At 70.4% G+C, this 17,322-nt stretch carries 15 protein-coding genes; 4 read left to right on the top strand and 11 right to left on the bottom strand.

Annotated elements, in window-relative coordinates; all coding sequences use genetic code 11:
• Positions 1 to 53: 53 nt before the first annotated feature.
• The 9 genes from MWN52_RS02735 to trpE all read right to left on the bottom strand — a co-directional run bounded on the left by MWN52_RS02735 (position 54) and on the right by trpE (position 10,009).
• Positions 54 to 782 carry a haloacid dehalogenase-like hydrolase gene (locus tag MWN52_RS02735; protein WP_286576503.1) on the bottom strand — a complete coding sequence of 243 codons (729 nt, stop codon included), beginning with the start codon at positions 780 to 782 and terminating at the stop codon, positions 54 to 56.
• Positions 779 to 1,573 carry an indole-3-glycerol phosphate synthase TrpC gene (gene trpC, locus MWN52_RS02730; protein WP_130515216.1) on the bottom strand — a complete coding sequence of 265 codons (795 nt, stop codon included), beginning with the start codon at positions 1,571 to 1,573 and terminating at the stop codon, positions 779 to 781. Before trpC ends, MWN52_RS02735 begins: the two co-directional genes overlap by 4 nt.
• Before the next feature lie 79 nt (positions 1,574 to 1,652).
• Positions 1,653 to 1,988 carry an antibiotic biosynthesis monooxygenase family protein gene (locus MWN52_RS02725; RefSeq protein WP_286576502.1) on the bottom strand — a complete coding sequence of 112 codons (336 nt, stop codon included), beginning with the start codon at positions 1,986 to 1,988 and terminating at the stop codon, positions 1,653 to 1,655.
• On the bottom strand, positions 1,985 to 3,013 hold the full coding sequence (gene trpD, locus MWN52_RS02720; RefSeq protein ID WP_286576501.1) for an anthranilate phosphoribosyltransferase: 1,029 nt from the start codon (positions 3,011 to 3,013) through the stop codon (positions 1,985 to 1,987). The genes MWN52_RS02725 and trpD overlap by 4 nt, the downstream gene beginning before the upstream one ends.
• A 283-nt stretch (positions 3,014 to 3,296) precedes the next feature.
• Positions 3,297 to 5,933: a TonB-dependent receptor gene (locus MWN52_RS02715; protein WP_286576500.1), complete on the bottom strand. Its 2,637-nt coding sequence runs from the start codon at positions 5,931 to 5,933 to the stop codon at positions 3,297 to 3,299.
• Positions 5,934 to 6,063: 130 nt separating this feature from the next.
• Positions 6,064 to 6,648, bottom strand: coding sequence for an anthranilate synthase component II (locus tag MWN52_RS02710; protein ID WP_286576499.1), 585 nt, complete (start codon positions 6,646 to 6,648; stop codon positions 6,064 to 6,066).
• Between the two features lie 10 nt (positions 6,649 to 6,658).
• The gene (locus MWN52_RS02705; protein WP_286576498.1) at positions 6,659 to 7,423 is read right to left on the bottom strand and encodes an SIMPL domain-containing protein; all 765 of its coding nucleotides are present in this window, start codon (positions 7,421 to 7,423) and stop codon (positions 6,659 to 6,661) included.
• A 61-nt stretch (positions 7,424 to 7,484) separates the two neighbouring features.
• Positions 7,485 to 8,537: a threonine aldolase family protein gene (locus tag MWN52_RS02700; protein ID WP_425608071.1), complete on the bottom strand. Its 1,053-nt coding sequence runs from the start codon at positions 8,535 to 8,537 to the stop codon at positions 7,485 to 7,487.
• Positions 8,537 to 10,009, bottom strand: a complete 1,473-nt coding sequence (gene trpE / locus MWN52_RS02695; protein WP_130523763.1) for an anthranilate synthase component I — start codon at positions 10,007 to 10,009, stop codon at positions 8,537 to 8,539. Before trpE ends, MWN52_RS02700 begins: the two co-directional genes overlap by 1 nt.
• Before the next feature lie 315 nt (positions 10,010 to 10,324).
• Here trpE and MWN52_RS02690 point away from each other — a divergent pair, with 315 nt between their 5' ends.
• The 4 genes from MWN52_RS02690 (at position 10,325) to MWN52_RS02675 (ending at position 13,301) form a co-directional block, all read left to right on the top strand.
• Positions 10,325 to 10,564 (top strand): DUF1653 domain-containing protein, encoded by a 240-nt coding sequence (locus tag MWN52_RS02690; protein ID WP_286576496.1) that lies wholly within the window; start codon positions 10,325 to 10,327, stop codon positions 10,562 to 10,564.
• A gap of 400 nt (positions 10,565 to 10,964) precedes the next feature.
• The gene (locus MWN52_RS02685) at positions 10,965 to 11,285 is read left to right on the top strand and encodes a DUF3649 domain-containing protein (protein WP_286576495.1); all 321 of its coding nucleotides are present in this window, start codon (positions 10,965 to 10,967) and stop codon (positions 11,283 to 11,285) included.
• 67 nt (positions 11,286 to 11,352) lie between these two features.
• The gene (locus MWN52_RS02680; RefSeq protein WP_286576494.1) at positions 11,353 to 12,972 is read left to right on the top strand and encodes a PepSY-associated TM helix domain-containing protein; all 1,620 of its coding nucleotides are present in this window, start codon (positions 11,353 to 11,355) and stop codon (positions 12,970 to 12,972) included.
• A complete protein-coding gene (locus MWN52_RS02675; RefSeq protein WP_286576493.1) occupies positions 12,969 to 13,301 on the top strand; it encodes a DUF3325 domain-containing protein in 333 nt (110 codons plus the stop codon). Before MWN52_RS02680 ends, MWN52_RS02675 begins: the two co-directional genes overlap by 4 nt.
• A 28-nt stretch (positions 13,302 to 13,329) precedes the next feature.
• On the opposite strand, the gene MWN52_RS02670 is transcribed toward MWN52_RS02675, so the two are convergent.
• Together MWN52_RS02670 and glmS are read right to left on the bottom strand one after the other, a co-directional pair.
• Positions 13,330 to 15,117, bottom strand: a complete 1,788-nt coding sequence (locus tag MWN52_RS02670) for a sensor domain-containing diguanylate cyclase (RefSeq protein ID WP_286576492.1) — start codon at positions 15,115 to 15,117, stop codon at positions 13,330 to 13,332.
• A gap of 124 nt (positions 15,118 to 15,241) precedes the next feature.
• Positions 15,242 to 17,071, bottom strand: a complete 1,830-nt coding sequence (gene glmS, locus MWN52_RS02665) for a glutamine--fructose-6-phosphate transaminase (isomerizing) (protein ID WP_286576490.1) — start codon at positions 17,069 to 17,071, stop codon at positions 15,242 to 15,244.
• Positions 17,072 to 17,322 lie beyond the last annotated feature (251 nt).

Genomic DNA, 17,322 nt, shown 5'->3' with positions numbered 1-17,322 from the left:
TGTCGCGGCGATAGGCGGGAACGAACGCGGCCGCACGGCCGCGCCTGGGACGATCAGGCGCCGACGGTGTCGCCGGCGCGGTCGCGGCAGCCCCAGTTGAGGATGGGCGTGCCGGCCGGCAGCACGCGGCGGAACAGCTCCACTGCGCTGTGCTTGGGATTGACCACCACCGCGCGCCGCGCGGCCTTGAGCAGCGGCAGGTCGGCCGTGCTGTCCGAATAGGCCATGGCGATCTCGCCATAGCCCTGCTCGCGCAGCATGCGCATCTTCTCTTCGTGATGGCAGTGGCGGCGCGCGGCCACGGCGCCGAACTTCGGGCCGACCACCGTGCCGATCACCGGCACGTCCTGGTGGGCGACGAAGGACAGGATCGCGCGGGCCAGCTCCGGCGGGGCGCCGGTGGCCACCACCACCCGGTCGCCGGCGACGCGATGGGCGGCGAAGACCTCCAGCGCGGCGGGCAGCAGCCGGGCCTGCATCTGCGTGCGGTTGGCCTCGACATAGCGATCGATCAGCGCATCCAGGTCGCGGCGGCGGTGCAGGCCGAAGGTGGCGATCCACACATAGCCGGAGATGCCGCGCCGGCGCGTGGGCAGCATCGCCACCAGCGGCCCCAGCAGCGGGGTCAGCGCCAGCGCCACCGCCGTGCGCAGCCAGCTGCGCCGGATCAGCCAGGCGAACAGATGGCTGCCCGAGTCGCCGTCGTACAGGGTGTGGTCGAAGTCGAACACCACCACCGGCGCGTCGGCGGCCGGTACCGGGTGCGGCCCGGCCGCGCTCATGCGGCGAAGAACAGCTGGCGCAGCGACTCGCCCGGCTCGGGCGTGCGCATGAAGGTCTCGCCGACCAGGAAGGCGTGCACCCCCTGCCCGCGCATCGTGGCCACATCGTCGGCGGTGACGATGCCGCTCTCGGTCACCAGGATGCGGTCGCGCGGCACGGCGTGGCGCATGTCCAGGGTGTTGTTCAGCGACACCTCGAAGGTGCGCAGGTTGCGGTTGTTGATGCCCAGCAGCGGCGCCGGCACCTGCAGCGCGCGTTCGAGCTCGTCGATGTCGTGGACCTCGACCAGCACGTCCATGCCCAACCGCATGGCCAGGTCGGCCAGCGACACCAGCTGGTCGTCGTCCAGGGCCGCGACGATCAGCAGGATGCAGTCGGCGCCCAGCACGCGCGCCTCGTACACCTGATAGGGATCGATGGTGAAATCCTTGCGCAGCACCGGCAGGGTGCAGGCCTCGCGCGCCTGCTGCAGGTAGGCGTCGGCGCCCTGGAAGAAGTCCACATCGGTCAGCACCGACAGGCAGCTGGCGCCGCCGAACTCGTAGCTCACCGCGATCTCGGCCGGATTGAAGTCCGCGCGGATCACGCCCTTGGACGGGCTGGCCTTCTTGACCTCGGCGATCACGCCCGGCTCGCCGGCGGCGATGGCCCGGCGCAGCGCGTCGGCGAAGCCGCGCACGGGCGAGGCGTCGCCCACGCGCGCGATCAGGTCGTCCAGCGGAACCTGCGCGCTGCGCGCGGCGATTTCCTCGCGCTTGCGGGCCAGGATGGTGTCGAGGATGTCGCTCATGGGGTCTTGTGCATGCCGCGTGCGGCGCGGCTGGAGGGGAATTGTCGCATTGTCGCCCGTCGCGGGCCTGACCCGGCGGTCAGGGGCCGCCGTAGGCGCGCTCGACCCGCCCGATCCGCAGCTCGAAATGGCTGTACCAGTCGCGGCGGCCGGTAGCGCGCGCCGCGGCGTGCTCGGCATGGGCGCGCCAGGCGGCGATGGCGGCTTCGCTGTCCCAGTAGGAGATGGTGATGCCGAAGCCATCGGCGCCGCGCGCCGATTCCACCCCGAGGAAACCGGGCTGCTGGCGCGCCAGCGCGACCATGCGCGCCGCCGCCTCACCATAGGCGGCGTCATCGCCCGCGCTGCGACGCGAGGAGAAGGCCACCGACCAGTACGGCGGCCTGGGCAGCGTGGCGAAGGCGTCGTCGCTCACGACAGCGCGCGGGTGAAGTCCACGTACTGGCGCAGCTTGTCGGCGGCGCGTCCGTCGGCGATGGCCGCGCGCGCCGCCTCGATGCCGGCGGCGATAGAGTCGCGCACCCCGGCCACGTACAGCGCCGCGCCGGCGTTGTAGGCGACGATGTCCAGCGCCGGGCCGGGCTCGCCGGCCAGCACCGCGCGCAGCATCGCGATGGACTGCTCGGGGCCGTCCACCTTGAGGTTGCGGCTGGCCGACATGGCGATGCCGAAATCCTCCGGATGCAGTTCGTACTCGCGCACCTTGCCGTCGCGCAGTTCGCCCACCAGCGTGCCGGCGCCGAGCGAGAGTTCGTCCATGCCGTCGCGCCCCCACACCACCAGCGCGCGCTCGGCGCCCAGCTGGTGCAGCACGCGGGCCTGGATGCCGACCAGGTCGGGATGGAACACGCCCATCAGGATGTTCGGCGCGCCGGCCGGGTTGGTCAGCGGCCCCAGGATGTTGAAGATGGTGCGCACGCCCATCTCGCGGCGCACCGGCGCGACCACCTTCATCGCCGGGTGGTGGATGGGCGCGAACATGAAGCCGATGCCGGTGGCGGCGATGGCCCGGGCGACCTGCTCGGGCTGCAGCTCGATGCGCGCGCCCAGGGCCTCGAGCGCGTCGGCGCTGCCGGACTTGGACGAGACGCTGCGGTTGCCGTGCTTGGCGACCTTGGCCCCGGCCGCGGCGGCGACGAACATCGCGCAGGTGGAGATGTTGAAGGTGTGCGAGCCATCGCCGCCGGTGCCGACGATATCGACCATGTGCGTGCGATCGGCCACCTCGACCGCGCGCGAGAACTCGCGCATCACCGTGGCCGCGCCGGCGATCTCGCCGATGGTCTCCTTCTTCACCCGCAGGCCGGTGATGATGGCGGCGGTCATCAGCGGCGACATCTCGCCGCGCATGACCTGGCGCATCAGGCCGACCATCTCGTCGAAGAAGATCTCGCGATGCTCGATGGTGCGCTGCAGGGCCTCCTGCGCGGTGATCGTCATGCGCGGGGCTCCAGGAAGTTCTTCAGCAGCGCGTGGCGGCACTGGGTGAGGCGGGTAAAGCTGTCGTGGCTGTCGATCATCGGCAACATGCAAGACCTGTCCATGCGGTTCCAGAGGCCCGGCATCTTCCAGAGGCAATCGAGCCCGCATCGGTACCGCGATCGCCTCGGGGACCCGCGACTGGAAGGACGCCGTGCCGGGGGGCGGGATTCTCTCACGTCCAAGCGCAAGCCGGTCCGGTGCCGCCGCTGGCAGTCCGCCAGCGCCCGACCGCCGCCTGGACTCACTGGAACTGCTTGCGCAGGCTCAACGTGATCGCCCGGCCGATCGGGTCGAGCAACTCCGGCTGGTAGCTCGCGGGCACCGCGCCAGTGCCATCGAGCACCTTCACGCGCCTGTCGAACAGGTTGGCGACCGTCAAGGTCATCCGCGTGCCCCGCAACCACGGATGATCCTGCGCCAGCGGCGTGCGGCCCGTGTTGGCGAAGGCGCGCAGGTTGAACGTCGTCAGGCCTGAAAAATCCAGATTGCCCGTCTCCGCGCCGCCGCCCTCCGCCCGGGTGCCGCTGCGCGAAGTGAAGCTGAGCCGCACGCCATACGCCGAGCGCGTATAGGCGATGCTGCCATCGATCTGGTTGCGCGCCACGCCGCCGCTGCCGCCGATCGCATCGCCGCCGATCGCATCGCCGCCGAGCAGATCCAGCCACGGCAGGCCGTTGCGAATCAGGACGCGGTCGGAAAACACAACGGTGTCGTACAGCGACCATACGATCTGCCCCTGCATCATCGAGGCAGGCATCCCCCCGCCGAAGCCACGCCCGCCGCCGCCACCACCGAAGCCCCGATCGCCTCCGCCCTGCCACCGTCCCTCGCGGGCCTGATCCGGCGGCGGGGCATCGCCTCCCGTGCCTCCCGTGCCTCCCGGGCTTCCAACGCCGCCATCGGCCGCATTGCCGCCACCGCGCGCGGCGAAGCTGGCACGCGTCATGTCAGGCGGCGGCGACGCGCTACTGAAGAAGCCGGCGACCGAATGCGCATCGTTGACCCCGAAGCGCAGCTGCCGGCGCCGTTCCTCGGCGAAATTGAGCGGGCGGCTGTCCACCTCGACCAGGTTGCCGTCGTCGTCGGTGAGGAAGCGGTCGCTCAGCGCCGCCTGCAGGGCCGCGGTAGCCGGCGGCAGGCTGCCGACCGGATCGCGCGTGTCGGTGTCGCTGTAGTTGAAGACGATGGACAGTCGCCGCTGATCGAACGGCTTGATGTTGATGCCGGCCCGGAAACGGTGCTGGTCGCTGGCCAGCAGATCGGGATTTCCGCCACTGATCGAGGTGACGCTGACGGTTTGCCCGGTGGCGTAATCGAACACGCGCGTGCCGATGCTGGTGATGACCGGGTTGGCCAGCTGGGTCAGGGTGGGCGCGGTCTTGCCGGCGTCGAGGTTGGCGGTGAACGTGAGCCGCGTCATCGGCGACCAGCGAAGGCCATAGCCCCAGCGCTGCAGGTCCTGGCCGTAGTCGGAAAGACGATCGAGCTGCGCATGCGCGTTGATCGACAGGTCGCCGAACCTGCCAAGCGTCTCCTGGCCGCGATTGATCAACGGCACCTCGATGCTCGCGGTCGCGCTGGCATCGTTGCGCTTGAAGTCGGCGATGCGCTGCCGGCCGCCCATGCGCGCCACATTGTCGATGCGGCTGTCGGTGTCGGCCAGGCCCAGGCTCACGATCGCATCGCCGGCCGGCAGCTTCAGCAGCGTACCGTTCACCAACACTTGCAGGTTCTTCGTGTCGGCCAGCGAAGTGGCGATGTTGGGCGCGTTGCGCGGGAACATCGCCCCGGTCAACAGGCCGTAGGGGTCGAAGTCCGCGTCGCCCGCATCCAGCAGCGCCTGCGCCGCGCTGTTGTCCACGCCGGCATCGGTGACGGTGCGGCTGCCGGCACGGTTCCAGTAGCCCACCACCGAAAGATGCCAGGCACTGTCGAAATCGTGGTTGAGCGTGCCGCCCAAACGGCTGCTCCAGCCTTTCGAATGCTGGCCCAGCACCACCGGCACGTAGCGGTACACGCGCTGTCCGTCGGCGGACTGCGCGAAGGGATCATCCGCAGGGACGTCCAATGCGGTGCCGGCATAGCCGCGCTCGCCATCGCTGGTATTGAGGTTGCCGGTGTAGTTCAAGGTCAACGAGGTGCGATCCCCCAGCGCCCTGCTCAGGACCGCGTTGCCATCCACCGCGTGACTGGCGTTGGCGAGGCTGCGCGCGGCGCGCGGGTCCAGCGGATCTTCGGCCTGCGCGTCGTAGCCCGGCTGCACCGGCACGGTCGCGATGTCGCGCTCGTCCTCGGTCAGCATCGTGTTGGCCGTGTACTTCAGGTCCAGGTTGAGGCGATCGTCGTCGTGCAGGATGAAGCGGTCCAGGTCGGCGACGCCGGTTTCCATGCCGCCCGCGCTCGGTGCGCTGCCATCCAGCTGCGCGGTGTAGCGGTTGAAGCGCGGCACCAGCACGACATTCACCACCTTCTGGTCGGGCGGATAGCCGTACAGCAAGGCCTCCTCTTCCGGCAGCACGTCGACGCGGCGGATCGCTTCGGTGGGGATGTCCTTGATTTCCTGCATGCCGGCAATCCGCTTGCCGTTGAGCAGCACGATCGGCGTCGAATCGCCGCTGTCGCTGGTGGTCATCGGCGCGATCAGGCCGAGCAACTCCTCCACGGTGGAGGCGCCATAGCTCTGCACCTCCATGCGGCCCAGCTGCAGCTCCGGCCGGATCGTGCCCAGGGCTGCGCCGGGTTCGCTCGGGAGACGACTCGCGGTGACCTTGACCGCGTCGAGCGTGTCGATGGGAGAGGCGACCTCCCCGCCCTCGCCCTGCGCCGGCGACGCTGCGGGGGGCGCGGATTGCTGGGCATGCGCCGTGCCGGCGATCAAGGCGAGCGCGAGTAAGGGTCGAGGTAATCTCATATCGCCTACAACGCGCCAAGTGGGACCGCGTTGACAGGCGGCCGTGATGAAGTGGAGGCCCTGCGGCTAGCGCGCCGCCCCCATCATGGGGCGCCCTTCAAGCCGTGCGCTCCAGGAAGTTCTTCAGCAGCGCATGGCCGTGCTGGGTCAGGATGGACTCGGGATGGAACTGCACGCCTTCCACCGGGAACTCGCGGTGGCGCAGGCCCATGATCTCCTCGATCGAGCCGTCCTCGTTCTCCGTCCACGCGGTGACCTCCAGCGCCGGCGGCAGCGTGGTCTTGTCGACCACCAGCGAGTGGTAGCGCGTGGCCTCGTAGCGGTCGGGCAGACCGGCGAACACCCCGCGCCCCTCGTGCCGGATCGGCGAGACCTTGCCGTGCATGATGCGGCCGGCGCGGATCACATCCCCGCCGTAGGCCTGGCCGATGCTCTGGTGCCCCAGGCACACGCCCAGGATCGGCGTGGTGGCGCCCAGTCGCTCGATCACCTCCAGCGACACCCCCGCCTCGTTGGGCGTGCACGGGCCGGGCGAGATCACGATGCGCTGCGGCGCCATCTTCGCGATCCGGTCCACGTCCAGCGCGTCGTTGCGCACCACCTCCACCTCGGCGCCCAGCGACTGCAGGTACTGCACGAGGTTGTAGGTGAAGCTGTCGTAGTTGTCGATCATCAGCAGCATGGCGGTGTACTCACTGCGCGATCAGGAAGACCGCATAGACGTTTTCGGAAAGGGTGAGGGTGCCGGCTTCGAGCGATTCGCCGTCGGCCGGGCGCAGCGTCGGGTCTACCCGCGCGCCGACGTCGGCCGAAGGCGGCGGTGGTGCCGGCGGGAACGGCGATTCCGGGCTTCGCCATGTCCCGGCCTGGATGCCGTAGCTGAAGGCGGGCGCCACGTCGGAGATGGTGTACAGGCCGGACAATCTGACGCCGTAGGCTTTTGCCAACCCTTCGGCCGCCCGTCGCGATTGCGCGGCCGCTTCGCCCTTCAAGGTCGCGCGCAGCGCGGCCTCGTCGCGGTAGCCGGGCGTGATGCCCGAGAGCTGCAGGAACTCGCTGGTCTTCAATTCACCCAGGAAAGCGCGGGTATCTTCCAGCGTGCCGAAGGCCACCGCCAGTCTGCGCGTGACTTCCGTGCCCTTGAACACCTCGCGTCCCTCTTCGTACGCATGCGCTGGCTTGATTTCCATCGTGGCCGCCTGGATCGAGCCGGGCAAGGCATGGTGGCGATGGAAGGCCGCCAGCACGCCGGTTGCATCGGCCTGCACCTTGCTACGCGCGACCTCAGGCGACGGATCGACCCGATCGAGCGTCACCACCACGCCGAAGCGATCCGGCCGGACCTCCCGGTGCGCCTCGCCCTTGACCAGCAGATGCGGCTGCGCGGGCAGGCTGTTGATCTGCGCGGATGCGACCACCGGGCACAACAGGGCCAGCAGTATCCAGAGACGTTTCATCGCACCGCTCCTGCGTTGGGCAACAGGCCGGCCAACGGCCTGTCGGATGATCCAGGCGTGTTCATCGCACCAGGCGCGCCACTTCGGCGATCAGCGCCTCCACCGCTTCCGGGCGGGTGGCCCAGGAGGTGACGAAGCGGATCACGGCATGGCTGTCGCTGTGCGGCGCCCAGCGCTCGAAGGCGGTCAGGCGGGCCAGCGCATCGATGTGCGCATGCGCCAGCACGGGGAAGATCTGGTTGGTCGGCGAGTCGATCAGCATCCGCACGCCGGCCGACTTCAGGCCCGACTGCAGGCGCTGGGCCATTGTATTGGCGTGCGCGCCGAGTTCGACGAACAGCGCGTCCTCGAACAACGCCTCGAACTGGCAGCCCACCACCATGCCCTTGGCCAGCATCGCGCCACGCTGCTTGATCAGGTAGCGCAGGTCGGCCTGCAGCGCCGGCTCGACCACCACCAGCGCCTCGCCCAGCAGGGCGCCGTTCTTGGTGCCGCCGATGTAGAAGGCGTGGGTGAGCGCGGCGATCTCGGCCAGGCCCAGGTCGGCGCCGGCGGCGGCCAGCGCGCAGCCCAGCCGCGCGCCGTCGAGGAACAGCAGCAGGCCGCATTCGTCGCAGAGGTCTCGCAAAGCCTGCAGCTCGGCGCGGGTGTAGAGCGTGCCCAGCTCGGTGCTGTGCGAGACGTACACCAGGCGCGGCTTGACCATGTGCTCGCTGGTGTTGGCGGCCAGCAGGCCGCGCACGGCGTCCACGGTGAGCTTGCCTTCCACGTGCAGAGCGACCAGCACCTTGTGGCCGGTGGCCTCGATCGCGCCGGTCTCATGCGTGGCCACGTGGCCGGTGTCCACGGCGATCACCGCCTCGTGCGGGCGCAGGAAGGCGGAGATCGCCAGCAGGTTGGTCTGCGTGCCGCCGGCCAGGAAATGCACCTGCGCCTGCGGCTGGCCGCAGCGCGCGCGGATCAGTTCGGCCGCGCGCAGGCTGTGGCGATCCAGGCCATAGCCGGTGTTCTGCTCGGCGCTGGCCTGGGTCAGCGCCTGCAGCAGCCGCGGATGCGCGCCTTCGCTGTAGTCGTTGCGGAACGAGGCCAGTCTGGTCATGCCGTTCCCGTCCATCACAGTCCCTTGGCGGCCTGCGCGACCGCGCGGAACAGGGCGCGGCCCTTGTTCATCGTTTCCTTCCATTCCAGATCCGGGTCGGAGTCGTAGACCACGCCGCCGCCGGCCTGCACGTACAGGTGGCCGTCCTGGATGACGGCGGTGCGGATGGCGATGGCCGTGTCGGCATCGCCATGCCAGCCGATGTAGCCGACGGCGCCGGAATAGACGTTGCGCTTGACCGGCTCGAGTTCGGCGATGACCTCCAGCGCGCGGATCTTCGGCGCGCCGCTGACGGTGCCGGCCGGGAAGGTCGCACGCAGCACGTCGGCGTAGCTCAGTCCCTGCTTCAGCTTGCCGGTGACCTCGCTGACGATGTGCATGACATGGCTGTAGCGCTCGATCACGAACTGCTCGCCCACCTCCACCGTGCCGGGCTCGGCCACGCGGCCGACATCGTTGCGGCCCAGGTCGATCAGCATCACGTGCTCGGCGCGCTCCTTCGGGTCGGCCAGCAGCTCGGCCTCCATGGCCGCGTCCTCCTCCGGCGTGTGGCCGCGGCGACGCGTACCGGCGATCGGGCGCACGGTGACGGTGTCGCCCTGCAGGCGCGCCAGGATCTCCGGCGAGGAGCCGACCACCTGGGTGCCGCCGACATCGATGAAATACATGTACGGCGAAGGGTTGAGCGCGCGCAGCGCGCGGTACACATCGACCGGACGCGCGCGGAACGGCACGCGCAGGCGCTGGCTGGGCACGACCTGGAAGATGTCGCCGGCGCGCACGTATTCCTGCGCGGTGCGGACCACGGCGTGGTACTCCTCGCGGGTGAACGAGGAGCGGAAATCGCCCTCGTCGATCGCATCGGACAGCTGCGTCTGTGGATAGCCGGCCCCGGCCTGGCGCAGGCGGTGCGCCAGCTCGTCCAGGCGGCGGTTGGCCTTGGCCCAGGCCTGCGGCTGGGTGGGGTCGGCGTGCACGATCAGGTACAGCCGGCCCTTGAGGTTGTCGAACACCGCCAGCTCTTCGGAGAGCATCAGCAGGATCTCGGGGGTGTTCAGCTCGTCGGGCTTGTCCACCGCCAGGCGCGGTTCGATGTAGCCGATGCACTCGAAGCCGAACCAGCCCACCAGCCCGCCGGTGAAGCCAGGCAGGCCCTCGAACCTGGGCACCGAATGCGCGGCGCGCAGCGCCTCCACCTCGGCCAGCGGATCGGCGACATGGCGGGACTCGACCACTTCGCCGTAGTCGCGCGTTTCCAGGGTGTGGCCGCGCACGGCGTACACGCGCCGGGCGGGCAGGCCGATGATCGAATAGCGGCCGAAGCGTTCGCCGCCCTCGACCGATTCGAACAGATAGGTATAGGGGCCGTCGGCGAGCTTGAGATAGACCGAAAGCGGCGTGTCCAGGTCGGACAGCACTTCACGGACGACGGGGATGCGGGTGTGGCCTTCAGCAGCGTGCTGCTGGAACTGCTCTGCGGTGATCAAGAGGACATTCCTTACCGGACGCGGGGGCGGGACGGACGACGGCAACAGGCCACCATCGCCACGCGCGGCGAGCGGAAAGGGAGGAACGCTTGGTCGTCACGGCGGGCACGGGCGGTACTTTACCGCACTGCGGCAGGCGTGCAACGCGGACTGTGCCGGCCGGCGTCAGCCGGTGGCCGCGAGGCGCGGCCGGCAGGTCCTGCAGGCGCGTCATCCGCAGATGCCGCGGGCCGACCCCGGCTTGGCGATCGACGGGAGCGCCTGCCCGCCAGGCACCGCCGTATCCTGCCCCTTACTTCCATCACGAACCGCGCCATGTCCGACTTGCCTGCCCTGCCCGCCACGCCTCCGGGGCGCTACGTCCACTACAAGGGCGGCCAGTACGAGGTGATCGGCACGGTGCGTCATAGCGAGACGCTCGAGCCGCTGGTGCTCTACCGCGCGCTCTACGGCGAAGGTGGCCTGTGGGTGCGGCCGCATGCGATGTTCTTTTCCGAGGTGGAGATCGACGGCGCGCGCCAGCCGCGCTTCCGCCGCCTGGACGGGGGGGCGTGAGCGCTCTGGCGATCGCGCTGCGCCAGGCTGTCTGGACCGATGACGGCGCGCTGTCCGCCGCGCCGGGCTCAGTCGACAGCGCGACGTCTCGCTTCGACCCGGTGTCCGGGACGCGCTAATGGAATGCGTGCTGCCGCTACCGGGCTGAGCGCGGCGACCATGGCGCATTGACGGCGCCGGCCCAAAAGAGAACAATTCTCATCAGCCACGCCCGTCGTGCGTTCGCACGCGTCCGCTCGAACCCCAAGGCCAGCCCTCCCCCGCCGCCTGCCGCCCTGTCGCAGGCCGGTTCCTGCTTCTCGATGGGATGTCTGATGTCTTGCCTTGCCTGCGTGTCGTTACCGTCCGACCCCGCTCCTGCGTGTGCGATCTTCCCGTGCGCGCCCGAGGCGACGCGGCCATGAGCGCGGCCTCCATGCGCGGCGCCGCCGTCTCCTCGTCCTGGTTCCGCCGGCCCTGGGTGGGCGTGCTCTCGCGCAGCCTGGCGGCGATCTTCGGCGGCTATGCGCTGGCGGCCAGCACCGGCGCGTTCCTGGCGGTGGCGCTGCCGATCGCGCGCAGCCAGGCGGTGCTGACCGGCATGCTGCTGGCGATCCTGGTGTGCGCCTGCGCGGCGCTGTGGGCCTTCGCCGCGGCCAGCGCCTGGAAGGCCTGGGCCGGGATCCTGATCCCGACCGCGCTGCTGGCCCTGACCACCTGGCTGCTCACGGTGCTGGCGTGAACGCGCGGCCGCCGGTTCGCAGCCCGGGCCGCGTCCGCCAGAGGCGTGGCACGCAGGGCATGACGCCATGAAGCAGGGCTTCCGCCAGTCGATGGCCTGGCTGCACACCTGGACCGGCCTGCTGGTGAGCTGGCTGTTGCTGCTGATCTTCATGGGCGGCACGGCCAGCTATTACCGCGAGGAGATCAGCCGCTGGATGCGCCCGGAGCTTGCGCGCACGGTGGTCTCGCCGGAGCAGGCCGCGACCAGCGCGCTGGCCTATCTGCAGCGCGAGGCGCCGAACGCCGACTACTGGAACGTGACCCTGCCCGATGCGCGCAACCCGGCGCTGGACATGTACTGGATGAACCCGGCCGCCGAGGGCGCTGGCAACGACCGCGCCGCGCGCCGCGCGCGCTTCGGCCAGGCCACGGTCGATGCGGCCACCGGCGAGGCCTCGGCGGTGCGCGACACGCGCGGCGGCGAGTTCTTCTACCGGTTGCACTTCGACCTGTACGCGATCCCGGTGCTGTGGGCGCGCTACATCGTCGGCTTCTGCGCGATGTTCATGCTGGTGGCGATCATCACCGGGGTGATCACGCACAAGAAGATCTTCAAGGACTTCTTCACCTTCCGCCCGCGCAAGGGCCAGCGCTCGTGGCTGGATTTCCACAACGTCAGCGCGGTGATGGCCCTGCCCTACCACCTGGTGATTACCTATACCGGCATCGTCACGCTGATGGCGATGTATCTGCCGATCGGTATCAAGGTGGCCTATCCGGAAGGCGAGCAGGCCTTCTACACCGAGTCCTTCAGCGATCTGCCGGCAGTCGGCCCGGCCGCCGGCAGGCTGGGCGAGCGCAAGCCTGTCGCCGAGCTGCTGGCCGATGCGCGCCTGGCGCTGGGCGGCGCGCCGGTGGCCAGCTTCCGCATCGACCATCCGGGCGATGCGGCGCAGACCTTCAGCGCCTACCAGCGCACCGGCCAGCGGCTGTCCTACGAGGCGCCGTCGGTGCGACTGGATGCGGCCAGCGGCCGGGTCCTGGCGCGCAGCGCCAGCGCTGGCGGCGCCTCGGAGACGCGCGGGGTGCTGTATGGCCTGCACATCGCGCGCTTCGCCGATGCCGGGCTGCGCCTGCTGCTGTTCTGCTCGGGCCTGCTCGGCTGCCTGATGGTGGCCAGCGGCGCGGTGCTGTGGGGCATCAAGGAGCGGACCAAGCACGCCAAGTCGGGCAAGGTCGGGTTCGGCCTGCGCCTGGTCGATGCGCTCAACATCGGCGCGGTCGGCGGCCTGCCGATCGCGTTCGCCAGCTACTTCTGGGCCAACCGGCTGCTGCCGCTGCAGCTGGAGGCGCGGCCGGACATGGAGGCGCGGGTGTTCTTCATCGCCTGGGCGCTCGCCCTGCTGGCGGGCTTCGTCTGGCCGCGGCGGCAGACCTGGGCGTGGCTGCTGTACGTGGGCGCGGGCCTGTTCGCGCTGATTCCACTGCTCAACGCGGCCACCACCCAGATCCATCTGGGCGTGACCCTGCGCGAAGGCGACTGGGCGCTGGCCGGGGTCGATCTGGTGACCTGCCTGCTCGGCCTGGCGCTGGCGGTCTGCGGCTGGCGCATGCAGCACTGGACGCCGCCGGTCTCGGCCGCGGACAAGCGCCGGCGCCAGGCGCAGGCCACGCAGGCGCCGGCGGCCGAAGGCGGCGCGGCATGAGCCTGCTGGCGATCGCGCTGGCCTTCAGCGGCTTCGTCGGCCTGTGCCTGGGCATGGAGAAGCACCAGCTGGAGCTGCACGGCGCCGCGCGTGCGCAGGACCGCGTGCGCCGGCGCTGGGCCTGGCTGGGCTGGGCGCTGGTGGCGGCGTCGTTCGCCTGCGCGGTGGCCGCGCGCGGCTTGGGCATCGGCCCGGTGCTGTGGCTGGTGGCGATGACGGTCTCGGGCATCGCCATCACCTTCGGCCTGCTGCCCTACCGCCCACGCTGGGTGAAGCCGGGCGCGGTGCTGCTGCCGCTGCTGGCGCTGGCGGGCCTGCTGGCCGGTTGATGCCGGGGGCCGCGGCGGCGCGGCGCGGTTACCGGGCCTCTGCCGCGACGCCGGCCGAGCGACCGCGGTGCCGGCGACGCTGGCGGTACAGGGCCTGATCGGCCAGCTCCAGGGTCTGCTCGAGCGTGGCGCCGGCGGCGCGGATGGCGGCGCCCTTGGAGAAGCCGATCGGCACCTGGTCGCCGTGGGCGCGCAGCTGCACCATCCAGGCCTCCAGGCTGGCCGGGTCCTGGTCGGGCAGGATCACCGCGAACTCGTCGCCACCCAGCCGCACCACGACGCCCTCGGCGCCGGCGTGGCGCTGCAGGAACTCGACGAATTCCACCAGCACCGCATCGCCGCGCCGGTGGCCGTGCGCGTCGTTGACCTGCTTGAAGTGGTCCAGGTCGACGGCTACGCAGCCGACCGACCGGTCCTGCCAGCGGCTCTCCAGCTCGTGCAGATAGCGGCGGTTGAAGCAGTGGGTCAGCGGGTCGCGGAAGGAATGGTCGCGCAGCACGCGCGCCTGGGCGACCTGGACGGTGACGTCCTGCGCATAGCCCAGGACGTAGGGCTCGCCCTCGTCGGAATCGACCACGTTGTGGTAGTCCCAGTAGCGCAGGCTGCCATCGCGCGCGATCAGCTCCAGCGTGCCCGAGGCGCTGCCGTCGCGGAACACGCGCTCCAGGTATTCGTGGAACTGCGCCTGGCGCTGGGGCCGGATGCGCTCGGTCAGGCGATGGCCCAGGACATCGGTCAGCTCGATGCCCAGCGAGCGCGCGCTGGCCGGGTTGGCGCTGAGGATGGTGCCCTGCGCATCGTGGGTGCAGATCAGCCCCAGGCTGGATTCGAACAGTTTGCGGAAGCGGCGCTCGCTGGTCTCCAGCGCCTGCACGGCCTTGTGCCGCAGCGTCACGTCCTGGAAGGCGCCGACCAGCTTGGGCTGGCCGTCGATCGTTTCCCGCCGGCCGACCGAGCGGACCCAGATGCGGCGGCCGGCGCGGGTGGTCTGCGGCAGCTCCAGGTCCCAGGGCTCGCCCTGCTCGATCGCGCGGCGCACGGCGTCGCGGAAGGTGTCGCGCACCTGTTCGTCATAGAACGAGAGCGCCTCGTCCAGACCCGACGGGGCGAAGCCCGGCGGCACATCGTGGATGCGGCAGGTCTGGTCTGACCACTGGATCCGTCCGGTGTCCAGGTTGACCTCGAAGCCGCCCACGCCGGCGGCGCGGCCGGTGCGCTCCAGGAAGGCCTCGCTGTCGCGCAGGCGGCGTTCGAGCATGGTGCTGCGCTGCAGGGCGGTGGACAGCTCCAGCGTGCTGCGGGTCAACCCCTCCTGGCTGCGCAGCAGCTGGGCGCGCAGCTCGATGGCCGCCACCGCCGCGTGCGCCAGCTGCTCCAGCGCGGCTCTCTGGGCCGGCTCGAGCTGGCGCGGTACGGTGTCGAACACGCACAGCGTGCCGACCCGGTGGCCGCTGGTCAGCGTCAGCGGGGCGCCGGCGTAGAAGCGCACGTAGGGCTCGCCGACCACGGTCTCGAAGCGCGAGAAGCGCACGTCGCGCCGGGCATCGCGCACCTCCAGCAGCCTGTCGCTGCGGATGGCGTAATCGCAGAAGGCGGTCGTGCGCGCGGTCGCTTCCAGCCCCGGCAGGCCGTGGTTGGACTTGATCCATTGCCGGTCCTGCTCGATCAGGGTGATCAGCGCCACCGGCGAGGCGGTCAGTTCGGCCGCGGCGCGGGTCAGCGCGTCGAACAGCGGCTCGGGCGAGCTGTCCATCACCCGCAGGTCCATCAGACGCCGCAGACGTTCGCTCTCGTAGTCCTGTTCGTGCTCGGCCATGGTGTTTCGAGGGAAAGCCAGGGTGGGTGGGCCTGGCGCGCCGGATTCTCTCGCATCTTCGGCGGCTGCGCGCGTGAGGGCGGGCGACCCGGCGCACAGTTTCCGCGCCGGGCAGGCGCCTGCGCTACTCCACGGTCACGGCCTTGGCCAGGTTGCGCGGCTTGTCCACGTCGGTGCCGCGCGCCAGGGCCGTGTGATACGCCAGCAGTTGGACCGGGATGGTGTGCACCACCGGGCTGAGCACGCCGGTGTGGCGCGAGGTGCGGATCACGTGCACGCCGGCGGACTCGCTGAAGTGGCTGTCCTGGTCGGCGAACACGAACAGCTCGCCGCCGCGGGCGCGCACTTCCTGCATGTTGGACTTGACCTTCTCCAGCAGCCGGTCGTTGGGTGCGATGAACACCACCGGGATGGTGTCGTCCACCAGCGCCAGCGGTCCATGCTTGAGCTCGCCGGCCGGATAGGCCTCGGCGTGGATGTAGGAGATCTCCTTGAGCTTGAGCGCGCCTTCCAGCGCGATCGGGTAGCTCAGGCCGCGGCCGAGAAACAGCGCGTTGTCCCGGCGGGCGAACGCTTCGGCCCAGGCGGCGATCTGCGGCTCCAGGTTGAGCGCGTGCTGCACGCTGCCGGGCAGGTGGCGCAGCTGCTCAAGGTAGTCGGCCTCCTGCGCATCGTCGACCTTGCCGTGCAGGCGGCCCAGCACCACGGCCAGCTGGAACAGCGCGGCCAGCTGGGTGGTGAAGGCCTTGGTCGAGGCCACGCCGATCTCGGCACCGGCGCGGGTATAGCAGACCAGCTCGCTGGCGCGCGGGATGGCGCTTTCGGGCACGTTGCAGATCGACAGCGTATGGGTGTGGCCCAGCGACTTGGCGTATTTGAGCGCCTCCATCGTGTCCAGGGTCTCGCCGGACTGGGAGATGGTGACCACCAGGTGGCGCGGGTCGGCGTGGGCGGCGCGGTAGCGGTACTCGCTGGCGATCTCCACGCTGCACGGCAGCCCGGCGATGGCCTCGATCCAGTAGCGCGCGGTCATGCCGGCGTAGTAGCTCGTACCACAGGCCAGGATCTGCACGCCGGTGATGCCGGCCAGCACCTCGCCGGCGCGCGCGCCGAACAGGCTGGCCGGGAAGCCGCCGGCATCGATGGCCGCCTCGATGGTGTCGCCCAGCGCGCGCGGCTGCTCGTGGATCTCCTTCTGCATGAAGTGCCGGTACGGCCCCAGCTCCAGCGAGGCCAGCGAGACGTCGGACACATGCACTTGGCGCTGCACGGCCGCATCGGTCGCGTCGAACACCGTCACGCCCTGGCGGGTCACATCGACCGTATCGCCTTCCTCCAGGAAGATCACCTGGCGCGTGGCCTGGAGAATGGCCGACACATCGGAGGCGACGAAGTTCTCGCCCTCCCCCAGGCCGACCAGCAGCGGGCAGCCCATGCGCGCGGCGACCAGGCGGCCGGGCTCGTCGCGCGAGACCACCGCCAGCGCATAGGCGCCGGTGAGCTCCTTGACCGTGGCCTGCAGCGCGGCCAGCAGGTCCAGGCCGTGGCTCTGGTGGTGGTGGATGAGGTGGGCGATGACCTCGGTGTCGGTCTGCGACTCGAAGGCGTAGCCCAGCTCGGTGAGCTTCTCGCGCTGGGCCTCGTGGTTCTCGATGATGCCGTTGTGGACCAGCGCCAGGGCGCCGCGGCTGATGTGCGGATGGGCGTTGGCCTCGGTCACGCCACCATGGGTGGCCCAACGGGTGTGGCCGATGCCCAGGGTGGCGCTGAAGTGCTCGGCGCGCGCGGCGGCCTCCATCTCGGCCACCCGCCCGGTACGGCGCACGCGGCGGACCTCCCCCTCGACCACGGCGATCCCGGCCGAGTCGTAGCCGCGGTATTCCAGGCGCTTGAGGCCCTCGATCAGGACAGGGACCACATCGCGATCCGCGATCGCGCCGACGATGCCGCACATGGGTGAATCCTTTGCCGTTCTGCCGTTGAAGAAGCCGCGCCAGTTTACAGGACAGACCTGAGCGGCTTCTGGCGCGGCGGAGCAGCAGCGCCACGGGCAGCGGGCAGAGTGTCGCAGCCGCCCGGAAACGCTCCTCCCCTTTCGCGCAGCGAAGGGGGAGGCTGGGAGGGGGTGCTTTTGCTCTTGCCTCCCCGCGAAAAGCACCCCTCCCCAACCCTCCCCTTGGCCTTCGGCCAAAGGGAGGGGGCAAC

The organism is Pseudoxanthomonas winnipegensis (genome assembly GCF_030322905.1).
In the GTDB taxonomy this organism is placed as follows: Bacteria; Pseudomonadota; Gammaproteobacteria; order Xanthomonadales; family Xanthomonadaceae; genus Pseudoxanthomonas_A; species Pseudoxanthomonas_A winnipegensis.
Note: the sequence above shows the minus strand (reverse complement) of the source record. Positions and strands in the feature narration are given on the sequence as shown.

What these genes read in the sequence shown, in the direction of transcription:
- MWN52_RS02675 (WP_286576493.1), top strand. Translation starts at nt 12,969, where the DNA reads ATGAGCCTGCTGGCGATCGCGCTGGCCTTCAGCGGCTTCGTCGGCCTG.
- trpC (WP_130515216.1), bottom strand. Translation starts at nt 1,573, where the DNA reads ATGAGCGACATCCTCGACACCATCCTGGCCCGCAAGCGCGAGGAAATC.
- glmS (WP_286576490.1), bottom strand. Translation starts at nt 17,071, where the DNA reads ATGTGCGGCATCGTCGGCGCGATCGCGGATCGCGATGTGGTCCCTGTC.
- MWN52_RS02680 (WP_286576494.1), top strand. Translation starts at nt 11,353, where the DNA reads ATGAAGCAGGGCTTCCGCCAGTCGATGGCCTGGCTGCACACCTGGACC.
- MWN52_RS02735 (WP_286576503.1), bottom strand. Translation starts at nt 782, where the DNA reads ATGAGCGCGGCCGGGCCGCACCCGGTACCGGCCGCCGACGCGCCGGTG.
- MWN52_RS02705 (WP_286576498.1), bottom strand. Translation starts at nt 7,423, where the DNA reads ATGAAACGTCTCTGGATACTGCTGGCCCTGTTGTGCCCGGTGGTCGCA.
- MWN52_RS02670 (WP_286576492.1), bottom strand. Translation starts at nt 15,117, where the DNA reads ATGGCCGAGCACGAACAGGACTACGAGAGCGAACGTCTGCGGCGTCTG.
- MWN52_RS02710 (WP_286576499.1), bottom strand. Translation starts at nt 6,648, where the DNA reads ATGCTGCTGATGATCGACAACTACGACAGCTTCACCTACAACCTCGTG.
- MWN52_RS02685 (WP_286576495.1), top strand. Translation starts at nt 10,965, where the DNA reads ATGAGCGCGGCCTCCATGCGCGGCGCCGCCGTCTCCTCGTCCTGGTTC.
- MWN52_RS02700 (WP_425608071.1), bottom strand. Translation starts at nt 8,537, where the DNA reads ATGGACGGGAACGGCATGACCAGACTGGCCTCGTTCCGCAACGACTAC.
- MWN52_RS02690 (WP_286576496.1), top strand. Translation starts at nt 10,325, where the DNA reads ATGTCCGACTTGCCTGCCCTGCCCGCCACGCCTCCGGGGCGCTACGTC.
- trpD (WP_286576501.1), bottom strand. Translation starts at nt 3,013, where the DNA reads ATGACGATCACCGCGCAGGAGGCCCTGCAGCGCACCATCGAGCATCGC.